Origin of the sequence: Streptococcus suis S735, assembly GCF_000294495.1 — a bacterium.
Lineage (GTDB): Bacteria > Bacillota > Bacilli > Lactobacillales > Streptococcaceae > Streptococcus > Streptococcus suis.
Genome location: NC_018526.1, coordinates 1,115,643 through 1,131,934 on the forward strand (window position 1 = coordinate 1,115,643; position 16,292 = coordinate 1,131,934).

General features: G+C 35.0%; 12 protein-coding genes. 1 reads left to right on the top strand and 11 read right to left on the bottom strand.

Annotated features, from left to right (window positions below; genetic code table 11):
- Positions 1-5: 5 nt before the first annotated feature.
- The 9 genes from YYK_RS05545 to cps2T are packed head-to-tail and all read right to left on the bottom strand — an operon-like array spanning position 6 to position 10,439.
- Positions 6-986, bottom strand: coding sequence for a glycosyltransferase family 2 protein (locus tag YYK_RS05545; protein ID WP_012027231.1), 981 nt, complete (start codon positions 984-986; stop codon positions 6-8).
- A 2-nt stretch (positions 987-988) separates the two neighbouring features.
- A complete protein-coding gene (locus YYK_RS05550; RefSeq protein ID WP_012775198.1) occupies positions 989-1,978 on the bottom strand; it encodes a glycosyltransferase family 8 protein in 990 nt (329 codons plus the stop codon).
- Between the two features lie 22 nt (positions 1,979-2,000).
- The gene (locus YYK_RS05555; protein WP_012775199.1) at positions 2,001-3,308 is read right to left on the bottom strand and encodes a DUF2142 domain-containing protein; all 1,308 of its coding nucleotides are present in this window, start codon (positions 3,306-3,308) and stop codon (positions 2,001-2,003) included.
- On the bottom strand, positions 3,305-4,564 hold the full coding sequence (locus YYK_RS05560) for an MATE family efflux transporter (RefSeq protein WP_012775569.1): 1,260 nt from the start codon (positions 4,562-4,564) through the stop codon (positions 3,305-3,307). The genes YYK_RS05555 and YYK_RS05560 overlap by 4 nt, the downstream gene beginning before the upstream one ends.
- A 32-nt stretch (positions 4,565-4,596) precedes the next feature.
- Positions 4,597-6,360, bottom strand: a complete 1,764-nt coding sequence (locus YYK_RS05565) for a rhamnan synthesis F family protein (protein WP_014917256.1) — start codon at positions 6,358-6,360, stop codon at positions 4,597-4,599.
- Complete coding sequence (locus YYK_RS05570; protein ID WP_002937100.1) at positions 6,342-7,556, bottom strand: ABC transporter ATP-binding protein; 1,215 nt, start codon at positions 7,554-7,556, stop codon at positions 6,342-6,344. Before YYK_RS05570 ends, YYK_RS05565 begins: the two co-directional genes overlap by 19 nt.
- Positions 7,556-8,362: an ABC transporter permease gene (locus YYK_RS05575; RefSeq protein WP_012027237.1), complete on the bottom strand. Its 807-nt coding sequence runs from the start codon at positions 8,360-8,362 to the stop codon at positions 7,556-7,558. Before YYK_RS05575 ends, YYK_RS05570 begins: the two co-directional genes overlap by 1 nt.
- A 2-nt stretch (positions 8,363-8,364) precedes the next feature.
- A complete protein-coding gene (locus tag YYK_RS05580; RefSeq protein WP_012027238.1) occupies positions 8,365-9,294 on the bottom strand; it encodes a glycosyltransferase family 2 protein in 930 nt (309 codons plus the stop codon).
- Positions 9,291-10,439, bottom strand: coding sequence for a beta 1-4 rhamnosyltransferase Cps2T (cps2T, locus tag YYK_RS05585; protein ID WP_012028306.1), 1,149 nt, complete (start codon positions 10,437-10,439; stop codon positions 9,291-9,293). Before cps2T ends, YYK_RS05580 begins: the two co-directional genes overlap by 4 nt.
- Positions 10,440-10,652: 213 nt before the next feature.
- On the opposite strand from cps2T, the gene YYK_RS05590 reads away from it, so the two are divergent.
- Positions 10,653-13,202 (top strand): LTA synthase family protein, encoded by a 2,550-nt coding sequence (locus YYK_RS05590; protein ID WP_014636419.1) that lies wholly within the window; start codon positions 10,653-10,655, stop codon positions 13,200-13,202.
- 59 nt (positions 13,203-13,261) lie between these two features.
- Here YYK_RS05590 and YYK_RS05595 read toward each other — a convergent pair whose 3' ends face one another.
- Together YYK_RS05595 and YYK_RS05600 are read right to left on the bottom strand one after the other, a co-directional pair.
- The gene (locus tag YYK_RS05595; RefSeq protein WP_002937109.1) at positions 13,262-13,648 is read right to left on the bottom strand and encodes a glycoside hydrolase family 73 protein; all 387 of its coding nucleotides are present in this window, start codon (positions 13,646-13,648) and stop codon (positions 13,262-13,264) included.
- Between the two features lie 119 nt (positions 13,649-13,767).
- Positions 13,768-16,245, bottom strand: a complete 2,478-nt coding sequence (locus YYK_RS05600) for an N-acetylmuramoyl-L-alanine amidase (protein ID WP_237718130.1) — start codon at positions 16,243-16,245, stop codon at positions 13,768-13,770.
- Positions 16,246-16,292: the final 47 nt, after the last annotated feature.

Here is a 16,292-nt window from a genome sequence, read left to right on the forward strand (position 1 = left end):
TATTATTATCTACTTTTATAAATTTTCAAAAGTTTGTTTTGAATAAATGTTGATACATATATCCCCAGAACTCTGGTCATTAAACCTGAGATTCTAAACGAAACAAGTTCTACCTTCTGTGAATATTTTAGCAAATATCTAAATTTTTTCACAAACATTTTTATATCAAAATTATTCAGATATGGAAATACAAATGGCAAGATGGAAATATAAGAATTTGATAAATAAATCAAAAGTGCTTCTTGTTTCTCATTCGATAGTTGTTTAAAATTCTTTAAATTTTCTTCAATTCCTCTAAAGGCATGTTCTACATGTCGAAGCGTGACATTATTTGTAATACTTCCTTGTCGGTTCTGACGATACATGCATTGTGTATTATCTACAACAATAAATACATTCAACTCTTTCAAGAGATTTGCACACCAAATACCATCTTCATATAAATATCCACTCAAGAAATTAAGAGCAGAGGTAAATTTATCTCTTCTGACACACTTATTCCAAGCAGGGGTGATTAGGGCTCCTGTTTCAACGAGTAAGCGCGTATCTGTAATAACCTGATGAAACGGTAATTTTTTAGAAAAATTTCGAACTGCTACATCATCCTTACCGTAAAAGTAGGAAAATGGATAGATAACTGCATCAATAACTTCATCATGTGAAATTATTTCTCTATTAACTTCATCTAAAAAGCATATATCGGTCCAAAAGTCATCTCCATCCAGAAATAAAATATAGTCACCACTAGCATTCTTTATCCCTGTATTTCTGGCTGCAGATAATCCCCCATTAGTTTGATGAAATACCTTCACCCTATCATCTTTAGCTGCTAATTTATCGCATATATTGGAGGTTTTACCATCTGTAGAACCGTCATCTACCAACAATATTTCAAACTCTTCATAAGTCTGATTCAGTACACTATACACACATTCTTCCAGATAATCAGCAACATTGTACGCTGGGATAATAACGGAAAACTTCACACCTAGACTCCTTTTTGTAATCTAATTTTCCTATATTTCATGAATACAGGAATTAAGACTGTAATAATTTTATAACGCAACATTGGAAAAGGCTTCATAACCATGTTAAAAAGATTAAAACAGAAAAAGTAAAACTGCCAACCACTCTCAAATTGAGTACCTCTCCATGGCGTCTGATTTAATGCAGAAACATAGTCCTCTCTAAATCGATGTTTATTTCCGATTCTCCATGGACGTTCTTCACCTAAAAAATGAACAATACGTGGTTGCTTACGAATTTTTACAAATTCTTCTTTTGAAATAAACGTTGAAGGCCTACTTAATTTTTCCAACGTACGATATGGATAAACATCAAAAATATTAAAATAATTATAAGTGATTGAGAGTGTTTTTATCTCTTCTTTCAATGCTCCATTCAGTGCATCTTGATCATTAGCAAAAAGCTCTCCATTTTTTTCTTTATAATAATCAAAAATAATTGTTCCTATACTTTTTGAACGCCACCGTTTCAAATCGATTAGAAGAACTCCCGCATTATGATATGTATACGTACCCAAATTTAAGCCTTCTCTTCTCTCAGATGAAGCTGTCGGTTCTGGGCACATTCCAAGGACTTTCCCCTCCAAATCTACTTCCCATAGCTCCCGAATATTTTCTAAAACTAAAGTATCTCCATCTAAATAGATGATTCTATCAACTTCTTCGGGCAGTAATTTATCTACAAGTAATCTTGCAAGTACAACCGAAGCCCAACCATTTGTGTCAACTTCAAAATCAAAATATGATTCCAAGTTTTCCAATTCAACGATTGTCAATTTATTTCCTCCGTCGGTAACAAATTGATGAAGGTTTTCTTTATTCTGTTGACTTATACCATCTGAGAAAAGATAAAAATGGCATGTATCGTCTTCGTCTAATGTTCGCATGATTGAGCCCATACAAGCTGCAACTTGCGGAACAAAAGCATCATTCAATGTAAATAATATATTCACGTTTCCCTCTTCCACTATCTTCTTACACCCAATAATAATCCACTATCAAAAATAGATACATGATAAAGTTAATGACTACTGTGCCAGTGAGCAACCGTATCAAATACTTCTGTTTTACCGATACACTTACCTGCTCTTTTAACATTAAACATGCCGGAAATAGATAGACTAAAAACGGAGTAAAGTATCTTCCTTGTGCCCCTTGAGAAATCATTGCATTTGGTCCAATAGCTGTCGGTGTCCAGGCAAAATACATGCCCGCTACAATGATAGCTACCTGAACAGGGAGTACAAATAACGACGCAAGACCTTCTGTTTTACTTATCTTTAAATTTCCATCATTAAATAATAATAACGTAAAAATGAAAATATCTATGAAAATTAACCAGAGAGGTAGTTGAGTGACAAACCAGCCAAAATAACCAAAAATACCAACCGTTAAAATACCATTAAGATGATCATTTCTATTATTGATAAATAAACTGTTTATCATCACTTTCACAAAGTGCACGACACCACCTCTATTATGTAGGAATAGATAGCTAACAAGTAAAACTAGTCCAAACCCTAAAATAAGAATTGGTAATCTTCTCTTTTGAATCCATTTTAAAATCGAATTAAACTTAGATAAGACGCCTTCAAATTCAAAATCAACAAAAAACAATAGTGCCAAAAGTAAAATATTATTTGCTTTTGTTAGATATAGTAGCAAGGATAGTAATATTAAGTTAATAAATTTCCTGGTGGTCAGTACCTTGTCTACCAATAAGTTAACATAAAAAACAAAAAATGCAACAACAGCCAGATAGTTCACCACATCATAAGACAGTGAGCCAGCCTGCTGAATCATCATAGGTAAAAGTGAGACAAAAAACAGGGTCATCTTCCCATACTTTATTTTTTTTATCAAATAGTAGATACCTATAATATAGACTATTGTATTAAAAAGGCGCCCTATAGTGACCATCATACCATATGACGGATAAAGCAATTTACCTACAACTAGACCAATTAGCTGAGGTGTACTCATTAACGATTTCAGAGAAAAATCGATAGATAATTTGTCCTTTGAAAAATCACGAATTTTGGTAAAAAGGCTTGAATATTCTGTAGAATCAACTGCATGAATCTCCGGTTCTGAATACGTAAAATCTGCTGCCCGTAATTCATTCATTGCCTCAGTATCTCTACTTGTCGGAGAATCAAATAATATATTCCACGACATAAAAGCATGTGTTGCTTCATCAGGAACCTTTGTCACAGGCATAACAAATATTGAAATTAACAAAAAGGGGATTGCTAACCTTAAAAATAATTTTTCTATCTTCATTCTTGTACTTCCCAATTCAAATGTTTTTGCAATTTTAGATATATTACTAAAGAAATTAAAAACCAAGTCCACATCGAACTAACAAAAGCAATAGCTGCCCCCAATATTCCATAATATTCTACCAATGGATTAGAAATCAATATGGATAATAAACAAGAAATTGCAAATGAAATTACGAGATACTTTTGCTTCCTCAAAACAGTAAGCATGTTATCACAAATGGTTGCAAAGGTACTCGCAATTCCCCCAAGCATTGTTATAATAAAGCTGAGCCAATATTTATTAAGATTCGTTCCGTAGAGAATATTTAATGCTGGAATCCCCAATACTATTCCCCCAACCAAAACTAACACAGCTAATCCGACAACCATTTTAACGATACGCTTCTGATATTGTTTAAATTGATTATAGTCCCCAGCTCTTCTATATATAGCCAACTGAGTTATCATGGGTCTAAACAAAATCAACAAAATATTCATTGAAAAAACAGGCATAAATAAAATATTAAAATCTCTTTGAACACCTGTTCCTATAACACCTCTCTCAAAAAAAGTATTGAGAGCATATTTAGGTTGATTATAGATAGTAACAAGTAAAAATGCATTAATAAATAACGGCAAACATTCTAATAATATATTTTTAATGGCTTTCAAATTAATTTCTTCTTTGATAACCCTCGTAAATTGAAACAAATTCGTAACATCAAAAAAGAAAACAAATAAATATGAACTAATTACTAGATAGATTAATGAGAGTAGCAGGTTATTGGTTATAAACAAACCAAGTCCAAATGTCAAAATCACAATAGAGTTTCTCAAAAAAAGTGATTTACCTGCAATATCTAGCCGAGCATTTTGTTGGAACAATCCTTGAAAAACATCCGATAGAGCATCACTTCCGCGATACAAACAGATTAGGAAAATACAAACAGATTTTTGAAATTCATATTTAGACAGAAAAATATAGCTTAAGGCAAGTAATAGCATAATAGTGATTGTTATAAGCCTTGTTGCAAGATACTGGCTAAACGAAAACTTTTTCGAAACATCAGTAGCTTGATAATCTCTTACCTGAAAAGTAGCAATGATTACAAAAAGATTTGCTACTGCATAAGCAAAACTAAAAATATCAGCCTCTAGTTCCGTCAACAAACGTGTTACTAGTAACAATAAAAATATTGATATTGCTGCTGAGGAAATACTTCCTAATAAATTCCAAATAAATATTGTCTTTGGTGATACTATTCTGCTCTTCACACTATCTTCCCCTCGTTTGTCATCCGTTATCCCTAATTTTTTAATAGAGATTTCTTTATCATCTTAAACACACTTACAATCCCAACAGATATTATCTTTAGTGTCCTTCTCAGTCCAATTTGTAAAAATTCCTTTTCTTCAATAATTAAACGTAATTCTCTTTCGCTAGAAAAACTAATCTTTTCCAATATTGGACTCACATTTTCAGTATTCTCGACCACTGCATAATCGTTTGATAAATCCCACGCGCTATAAATAAATAATATTGGAACTAGCAATAATCTATCTTCTTTTGAAAAATCAATGTTTCTAAATTTCTCCTCAATCTTTTTATAGTGTTCTGTTTTTATCCAATACCAACTTACTTCTTCTCCAATTATATAAGGCACTTTATAAAAATCAACTTTCTTAGTTCTCACAAGTGATTCATAAAGTATATTCAATTGACGAATAAGTTCTGGATTGCCCTCTCGAAGACTTTTTCTATCATATCTTTGATTGGTTGTTAAGTCTGGAATAACTACAGCCAAATTAGATTGTGATTCAAAATTAGAAATCACCGCATCAAATGATGTAAAAAACATTTTCCTCAACTGATACCTGTCAATAATATCCTCTACAGAATATTTTGTTTTATTTGTTTGTTTAACAGTTATATGAGCAAGATATTTGGCATCTCCCATATAGTTGTTTACTATTTCAAAAAAATGCAATTCATCTGTGAGTTTTACAATTTGGGCTCGCAATTTGTAAGTAGACAAATATCTCTCAACTATACTAAAATTATTTGAAAAATCAGTTTCTGGCAATGTTATTAGTAACTGACACCTATCAGATATTTTGCATAACTCTTCAATGTATTCTTCAAAAATAGACACTGATTCTATGTGAATATGAAGAAGTACCGACGTCGAAGAACGAACGGTCTCCGTCGTTTGCGAAACCCGTATTGGAGGAATAAAACTCGTACCCGGAATAATTATCTGCCTCAAATGCCTCTCGATTAATTCAACTGGATATTTCGTTTTCATCCTAATAAGATGTAATAAAGAGTATATTCTATCTGGATATTCGGTAAAACTCTTTATTTTTATGAATGGAACATTATTTTTAAGTATAACTTCTGGATATTCTAGTGTAATGTTGCTATTTTCAAGGGTTTTACAACAAATGGACGTATCTAATGCACACTTATAGCTATAGCCCTCTGATAAAAGTATTTTTGTCAATTGGCTCTCATATAATTTTATAACATCTTGAATATCTGTTAACTCACTTACCGATGACCAAAAACCAACAAATGCTTGACTCTGCAAGATTCGTTTTTTAAATACCATAAAATATGACTGTAAATGTTCCGGGACAACTACACTATCTATTTTTGTCTCTAAGTGATTGGTCATCCCCCAAAAATCTACATCAACATCACTGTCAAATTGACTATAATAATCCTCTAGGTCCCAGAGGGGGCCGAAACATGTATCATTCATCAGAGTTACCGAATCATATTGATAAAATGTTACTTGATTCAGCCCTTCTTTCCATGCCGCAAAATCATAACCAATATTATCTCTTTGGATAAAAAAATCAATCAGTCGTTCCGACTGTAAATATTGTACTATGTCCTTTGAAACATGGCTGTTAGAAACAAAAACTATGTCTGAATAAATACTTCGTATCGACTTTAATTGATAATAAATATATTCACTGACAACATTATATTTATTATAGTGAACATATACCAACAAACGCGACATTCTGCCTCCGTTATATTTTATTAATCTAGCAGCTCCCATTGGCTATTTCTCTGAATAAACCCGGTCGCTGCGTCTTCCTCTGCAATATTATCAGTACTAAACTTCCTACTAATAAAAATAGCTGGTGTGTCAGAAGTCTTGGCAAATAATAACGGCTGCTTATTACTATTTCGTACTGACACCGCCATTTTTAATTTTGCCTGATTAATTGAAGGTAGCTTACATTTCACTCGGAAAAACTTCTCGCCTTTGCCAAACGTTTTTAAATCCATAGAATTGTCGTTATATACATCAAAATGACGTTCTAAATCTAAAAATGTAAATGCAACATGTGTTTCAATATCTTCTAAAACCGTATATCTAAACTCGATTTCAATTGATTCATCTGGTTCAATTTGATTTTTTGAGACCAGGTTAATCTGCAAATCTTTTACAATATCACTCTGATGCAGAGGTTCTTCGTTTTCTGTAACTTCACTTATTGAGGCAAGCACATTATCAAAACTGTATTGATTAGCTACATCATCAGGTTCTCCTAATGCCTTGACGTATCCTTTCTCTATAAGAAGAGCTTTATTACAATACTTTTTCACAGCTCCCATATCATGGGTGACAAGAATGGTCGTTTTTCCACTTTTTTTACGCTCTAGGAAGTAATCATTACATTTACGCTGAAAGGCCTCATCACCGACTGCTAGAACCTCATCAAGTATCAGAATATCTCCTTGAGCTTTAATGGCAACTGAAAAGGCTAAACGTACCTGCATACCACTAGAATAATTTTTCAGCTTTTGATTCATGAATTCACTTAATTCCGCAAATTCAACAATATCATCATACATTGCATCAATTTCTTCTGCAGTAAATCCTAACATCGCACCGTTTAGGTATACATTTTCCTTACCAGTTAGTTCCGGATTAAAACCAACACCAAGTTCAATAAAAGAAACTAATTTACCATCCACAGCTACAGTCCCTCTTTCAGGAACATATATTTGAGATAAAATTTTTAACAGTGTAGACTTACCAGAACCATTGCGCCCAACAATTCCAAAAAAATCTCCTTTTTCAACTTCGAAACTGATATCCTGCAAAACATTATACTCTACGTAGCCTTTAATCCCTTTAAATAAATTGACTAAAGTAGTTCTTAGACTCTGACTACTCTCCGTTGGAAGCTTAAAACTCTTGCTAACATGTTCTACTTTCACAGCAATATTATTATTTTTTACCATTACAAAATCTCCGCAAACTTTTTGGCATTTTTTCTAAACACAGTTATACCCAATAGGTAAACAACGACTGGAAGAATATACGGAATTGCCACAATAACAGGATTTTCTATCAATTCACTAACTGTAGTATTCCCAGAATAAACAATAAAATGTCTCAAGTCTTGAATAATTTGTGCAACAGGGTTCAACATCATCAACTTAGCAAATGTTACTTGCCCACGCTGTAAAATAAATGTCAATGAATAAATAATTGGTGTCGCATACAATCCAGCCTGTAAGAACACTTCCCAAATTGGACCAATATCTCTAAATCTTACAAATAAGGAAGATAGAATGAAAGCTATACCTGTTGCTAGTAACGCCAATTCAAAAAACAATGGGATTATAACTAAAACGGACCAAGTAAAGGGAACCCCGTTAATAGCAGCAAATACAAACACAACCATTAAGTTAATGGCGTAATTAATTGCAGCTCCTGCAACTGAAGAAAAGACAATAATTTCTTTCGAAAAATTCAATTTACGCAACAAATCTCCGCGTGAAACAATAGACATCATCCCCATATTAGTTGCTTCTGTAAAAAAGTTCCATGTTACCATACCCAATAGTAGCCCTACTGCATAATGAGGAGTTCCATCATCAAAGCGCAAAAAACGAACAAATACTAAATACATAATTGTAAAAAGTAACATCGGTTTCAAAATCGACCAGAGATGCCCAATGAGAGAACCTTGGTAACGTAATTTAAAATCTGTTTTAATCATCTCTCTTAAGAGTATTTGATTTTCTTTATTTAATAAATTCATAACTATTCCTTATATGCAAATTTTGTCACAATCAGTGTTGTGAATACTAATGTATGGAAGGTTTTGTTTTTTCTTAAACCATATTTTCTCAAAATCCTGAATCGTTCAAGCATTGGTTTATCCATAATGGTTACAAAGGCTTCTATTAATTCTCTATTTGATTGAGAAAGGGGCATTTGTAATAAATGCCGGGCTTGTTTTTGACTATTTTTAATCAAGTCCCAATAAACTGCAAATAAAATATGAGGGCGAATCCATTTTTTAAAGCGTTTTGAGAGTGTTCGAGCCCCTAAAACATTATCAGAATGCTGGCGATAGAGTTCGCCAGGCTTGTCAATAAAAACCAGTTTACCCAAAGCCGAGGCCAACAAAGCTAAATACCAGTCATGCATCAAAATATCCTCAGTTACTTGCCACATTTCAGCAAGATGATGATTAATCATGGCGACACCGCCAGTTACAGTATTCTCAGTCAACTCTTGCACCAATTCCGTATTGGCATGATGAGATTGAGATTTTACCATGCTTTCTGCCATAACTTCTAGATTTTGATTGACAACTTTGAGGTCCATATAAACCATCAATGGCAAATTTGTTGGATAGGCTTGTGCTTTTTTCAGGCTAACTTCCAGTTTATTTGGTAGCCAAACATCATCTTGGTCACTGAAAAAATAGAAATCAGCAGTATCATAATGAACTAGCCTATGAAAACTTTTGATGACACCGAGATTTTCGTCTGTCTCAACATCTATGAAGTGAATTCGCTGATCTTGTTCAACAAAATCTTTAATAATCTCTCTAGTTCGATCACTGGAACCATCATCACGAATGAATAGTGTCCAGTCTATGTATGACTGTTCTTGGATAGAGCGAATTTGCTCAGCTAAGAACTGTTGACCATTGTAGGTCGACATGAGTATATTTACTTTCATTGTAAAAATAATTCCTCGTACTCTTGGACGATTTTTTCCCAGGTGTATTCATCCTTCATGTGTTTTTTCGCAATTTCTCCTAATTCCATCGCTTCAGCATTCTCATCAATTTGGTTAATTAATTGACTCAGGCTACCTGACTCCTTACTCCAATACCGAGCACCTTCTAGGGCAACTTTGCGGTTAAAATCAACACCTAAAACCAAATTTTCATTGGTTTGCGCCAGCGCTTCTAGGAGACTAGGATTGGTTCCTCCAACTTCATGCCCATGAATATAAGCTCGACATTCTTGGCGCAGATACTTAAGTAGTTCTTGGTCATATACTGTTCCTACGAACTTAATCCGCTTATCGGATATAAAGCCTGTCTCATCTTTCAATTTTTGAAAATAGGCAGAGCCTTCATGGTTTGCAACGATGACTAAATCACGTCTCGTGTTACTTGCCATAAACTCCCTAATTGCTGTCACATAGTTATTCTCAGGTACAAAACGACCAATAATCAGATAAAATTCTTTCTCTTTAATGTTCCAATTTGTAAAATATTGGCGAACTTGCTCAGATTCTTTTGTTAACTTAGTCGGACTTAAATCTGTACCATAGGCAATAAAGCGTGTATTGGTAGCCGAGTATTCAGATTGAATATAATCCTCAATTCCCTCATTATCAGCAATAATCAAATCAGCATATTTGACCATCATTTTTTCAGAAAATTTTAGATACCTTTGGACTGGCTTAGCCCACTTGGCCCGTTTCCATTCCAAACCATCTGGATTGACAAACAAGGTACCTCCAACAGAGTGAATCTGTTTCGCAAAAGGTACTATGAAGCCACCTATGGTATTTCCCAAGATATAGAAAATTGGTCGCTCTATCTGCTGTTCCTTAATGATTTTAAGGGCATAAGTGATCGCCATCATATCATAAGCAATCACACGAGCCGGTCCAAGTTTTGGTGGATTAATTGTGAAGCAATCTGCACCCAGGTAGGTCGAATGTTGGTGATGACTTGTATCCGATAAACAAGCCACATGATAACAAATCTTCTCAGATTGCTGGTGACTGACCAATTGTTGGACAAAGGTCTCAAAGCCACCATATTTTGCTGGCAGTCCACGACTACCGATAATAAAAACGTGTTTCATGAATCCTCTCCATCAAATTGCAGTTCTTTTCATTATACCATTTTTTAGTTTTTTTTCCTAATTCTATCCTAGTTTGGTTATAAAGGCTTTTCTTTTTCTACGCCTCTGACTCCACAGTATAGATAAAAACAAATTTTGAGTTAATAAGAAAAATTTGATATAATATGTACTGGCTTTTACATAAAAATATAAAACTTAGAATTGTTAATAAATATGAAATTAATCAAACAGCTTATTCACATACTAATCTCCATCGGATTGATTGGAAGTTTTTTTCTCTATGCACACCTCATTCAAAACGAATTAGGTTCTACAAAAAATGATGGAACTATAGAAATAATCGCAGAACAACCAAACCAAGTAATCGACAGCATCCAAATAAATGGACGTTATATTCATTCATCAGAAATTATAGAAAACCAATGGGGAATCAATGACGCTGATTTAATTCCCAATTTTTCTTCTCTAGGTGAGGAAAATTCACTCGTAATTAAATCTTCCTCTTCTGTAAGAACCTTATCATTTGAATACTTTGTTAGTGAAAATCCGACTATTGTAAAAATTAAAGTCGGTGGACAATTGGTTGAATCCATTGACACATCAACTGGAGATAAATATAAAAATTTAGCCTTTATTGAGCTTCCCTATACTTTACGGATAACTAAAGATAATCAATTTTGGTACCTCCACTTAATAGTCCTTGCTTTAGGTCTAACATGCTTTATCTTAAATGGAGCAACATGGAGAATCAAAAGAAGAGATATCCGTATCTTAACAATATTATTAATCGTTCAATATATATTCACTACTTTTACATTTCCACGTTTATATCGCAATGAATTAGTGCTATTTAATTCGAACTTTAATAAAATGGAAACTCAACAGCTATTAGTTGCACTGACTTACCTTATATTTTTTAGTCTTTTGGGATACAAACAACTCCGAGGTCATATCTCTAAAGCCTTCAAAACGATTAGTCTATCAGTAATTTATCTTCTAGTTCCCATTTTTTCATTATTTATTATTGAAAATAGCTACTCACAATTCTCTACTCTTTCCTCCAATAGTCTTTGGAACAATCTAATCATTATCGGAGTCCTCTACCTAATACTGGTCTTTACAACTAACTTACGATTTGCCAGCCTATTAATTCTATCCGCTTCAGTATTTATTGGTATAAGTAACCAACTTTTGATTGACAGCCGTGGTGCTCCTCTATTATTTTATAATCTTTTTCAAATCACAGACGGATTAAATGTAGCTTCTAGCGTAGCAATTAATATCAACAATCGAATGCTACAAAGTATGGTATTTTCTTATATCTTATTGACCTTCTTTTTCTTTATCCCCAAATTATATTTACCAAAACTTCTACCTTCTAGAACGTTTTATTCTAGTTATGATTTCAAATGGCCGAAACGTTTCAGCAGAATTTTACTGGGCTATATAACTTTAATAACAATCGTTCCAATGATTAATAAAACTGTCGTCTCTAATGCAAATATATCATTAAACTACTGGAGAATGTACGTCACCTATGGTCAATTTGGGCTACCACTCTCACTCGCCTCTTTCTATGAAGATAGTAAAATAACTAAGCCTGAAGGATACTCAGTCCCCAAACTTAATGAAGTTCTTGAGAAGTACCCTCCTGAAACAGAAAAACAAACAATCAGACCTAATATTATCTTTATACAGAATGAATCACAGAGTGATTTTTCAAACTTACAGGGCTTAAATATGGAGCCTAATCCGCTATCAAACCAACATGCTTTAACAGACAATACTATTCATGGCACCCTCAATGTCTCAGTCTTTGGCGGTGGTACTGCAAATACCGAGTATGAAGTGCTGACAAGTAACCCAATCAGTTTATTATCTTCTAATTTATTCCCATATCAGCAGATTATCACACAAGACCGTCCAAGTTTCGCAACTTATCTAAAAAATAAAAATTACGACACTGTAGCTCTACATCCTCAATCCGGAAATAATTACAACCGCAATGCAGTGTATCCTCTACTGGGGTTTAATAAATCTTATTTTTTAGATTCGGAACCTGCTATTAGTAGCTTAGCACCACTAACAATCGATCGTGGCTGGCCATCTGATCAATTCTTGTTCAACGGAATAAAAGAACTTTATACCCAAAAAGGAGACCAGCCTCTATTTAGCTTTGTTGTTACCATGCAAGGACATGGAGGCTATCCAAGTACGGAAGAAATTTATCCTCGCGAAGTCAGCATTAATGGTTCAACATCTGAATACTTAGCTGAAACAGAATTTTTGACCAGCATGAAAAGAACAGATGAAGCATTTGCAGATTTAATTACTTTCTTTAGTACTTACAAAGAGCCAACAGTCATCGTCATGTACGGCGATCACCAACCTAGTTTGACTCAGGAATTTTACGCACAATTTATGGATGAAAATAATCCTGCCGCTAAATATTCTACCCCTTTAGTGATTTGGTCGAATTTTGATATTAGGGAGCGCGAATCTACAACAATCAGCCCAAACTATCTCGTTCCATATTTGATGGATATTTTATCCGAATCCGACTATGCCCTTCCTCGATCACCTTACCAACAATTTTTGAGTGATATGCAAATCGAAGCACCTATCATTACTAGCTGGGGAAATATCGATAATAATGGCCAACAAATTGAAGACCTATCAACCCTACCACTTTACCAAACCTACTTACAACTAGAATACAATAGTGCCATTGACAAACAACCTTTAACAGATTTATATGAGTGATAAAAATAGCCTTGCTCGGTTTTGAGCAAGGCTATTTTATCATCAATCACCCAAAAAACTTAATTATCTAAAAGATAAAGCTTGTAATTCTCGATAATTGATCGTAATTTTTCACCATATTTCGGATCAGTAGCATATCCTGATTGTCTTAGCGCAAGAATCGCTTGTTGATAATCAGTTGCCTCTCTGAAACTCTGGTAATTTTTTATTCTCCACGGAGTAGAGGTAAAGAACTTAGCATAGTCTGCTACACTTTCATTCCATGAATTATATTTTCTAAACAAGTGCTTTTCTTGCTTCTTCTCACCATCACGGTATTCATTGGTAATGATTTCAATTGTAGCACCTGTCCACGCAGCATCCGCTTTGATGCCAAAAAGATTATTCCCATGAGTCGCCAAGTATGACGTTCCCCATGCACTTTCGAGGATGGCTTGAGATAACATGACGCTCGAAAGGATAGAATTAGCTTTTGAACTTTGTTCAATTGCAGGTACTAGATTGGCTATGAAACTTTTTTGATCATTAGAAAGTTTTCCTGTTTCAATACCTGTACCTGCAATTTCTACTTTCCCTCAACAGCACCATACCAATTCATTACACCTTGTGCCAATGCTTTCGCAAGGCGAGTGTGGTAAGAATCTTGTTTGATAACTTGCAACTCCGAAGGATTATCCATAAATCCTAGCTCCACTAGAATGGCAGGAATTGCTGTCTCGCGAAGGACTGCAAAAGTTTCTCTTCTTACACCACGGTTAACTGCACCTGTTTCTTTAATTAAACTCTCCTGGACCTTGTTGGCTAAAATCTCACTTTCAGCTAAACGAGTAGGGTTATTATGCATTTCTTTATTAATTTTAGGTTGGTATTCTGGATTATATTGATACCAATATGTTTCGATACCAGTCGCATTCGAAACTCCTGCACCCGTCGCATTAAAATGGATACTAATAAATAAGTCTGCGTTGCTTGCATTCGTCATTCGTGACCTCTCTGTTTTGAAGTCTACATCATAATCACCTGTACGGGTCATCAAAACATTGATTCCATATTGCAAGAGATTTTCACGCAACTTATTTGAAACAGACAATGCAAGATTTTTTTCATGTACGCCACCGTAAGAAGCACCCGAGTCTCGCCCTCCGTGCCCTGGGTCAATATAGACTGTGTAGGATCGCTGTGCCGACGGATTTGATAAATGAGTCGTTGTACCACCTGCACCTGTCAAACCACCATTTGAATCCTTATAATATAAGTGAACCGTGTAGGTACCTGTACGATACTTATGGTCCTTCTTATTAACAGTTAACTTATAACTGCCATCTGACTGACGAGTAGCTTCATACCAACGTATATCGTCTGACTGGGACCAGGTAGGTAAGAGAACACTTGCTATATCTTTCGGTGATGAAACATTAGTAACACGAACATCAAAGGTACCTTGGGCATCATTACGATTTTCAATTGTGATTGTACCTGTTGGCTTCGCTTCTGATAAATGAGTTGTTGTTCCACCTGCACCTGTCAAACCACCATTTGAATCCTTATAATATAAATGAACTGTGTAGGTACCTGTACGGTACTTATGGTCCTTCTTATTAACAGTTAACTTATAACTGCCATCTGACTGACGAGTAGCTTCATACCAACGTAAATCATCCGTCTGTGACCAAGTGGGTAAGATAATACTTGCTATATCTTTCGGTGATGAAACATTAGTAACACGAACATCAAAGGTACCTTGGGCATCATTACGATTTTCAATTGTGATGGTACCTGTTGGCTTCACTTCTGATAAATGAGTTGTTGTTCCACCAGCACCTGTTAGGCCACCACTTGAATCCTTATAATATAAATGAACCGTGTAGGTACCTGTACGATACTTATGGTCCTTCTTATTAACAGTTAACTTATAACTGCCATCTGACTGACGAGTGGCTTCATACCAACGTAAATCATCCGTCTGTGACCAAGTGGGTAAAATAACACTTGATATATCTTTCGGTGATGAAACATTAGTAACACGAACATCGAAGGTGCCTTGGGCATCGTTACGATTTTCAATTGTGATTGTACCTGTTGGCTTCGCTTCTGATAAATGAGTTGTTGTTCCACCTGCACCTGTTAGGCCACCACTTGAATCCTTATAATATAAATGAACCGTGTAGGTACCTGTACGATACTTATGGTCCTTCTTATTAACAGTTAACTTATAACTGCCATCTGACTGACGAGTGGCTTCATACCAACGTAAATCATCCGTCTGTGACCAAGTGGGTAAAATAACACTTGATATATCTTTCGGTGATGAAACATTAGTAACACGAACATCGAAGGTGCCTTGGGCATCGTTACGATTTTCAATTGTGATGGTACCTGTTGGCTGTGTAACATTGACCGAACTGGAAGCTGTACTGACTCGAGCACTTGGAACACTTGTAGAGCCATTCGAACTTCCTGCAATCGTATTTGAAGAACTTCTTGTCAGCGAATTCGAAGTACTACTTGTTGCACCTGCTGTCAAACTAGAATTAACCGTTGAGCTTGTAGTAGTCGAAGTTGCTTCCTCCTCAATTTTAGACGGAGTTGCATCACTATTATCCAAAGCAGTAGGCTTCTCAGCCGCGCTTACGACATCCTTCTTCCACTCGAAACTATAATCTGATAAGGTCTGAAAACTTCCATCTGTTAATTGTGCTGTTAACTTCAGCGAAAAGACTTGGTCTTCCTCCGCAAATGCAGACCGATCCAAAACCGCTACGTATCTACCCTGCTCATCCATTGAGAATGTGACAGTAATGCCGCTATTTGTTTCAGAGCTAAACTGGGCTGTAACACCAATAATTTCCCCTTGAATGTTCGATAGAATAGCTTTAATCTGACCAGCCTCATCAACGACAGATAACTGCCCGCCAGTTTCAGCAACCTGAGATGAAGAAACTTGACTAGATGGGGCATTTACCATATCCGCTTGAACAAGCTGAGCATTCAACGCGGATGCACACAAAGAAAGAAATAATAACGTTCTTTTTTTCACAAACATCTCCTTTATGTATTTCACATGTAAAAACAACTATATTTCTCAAAATA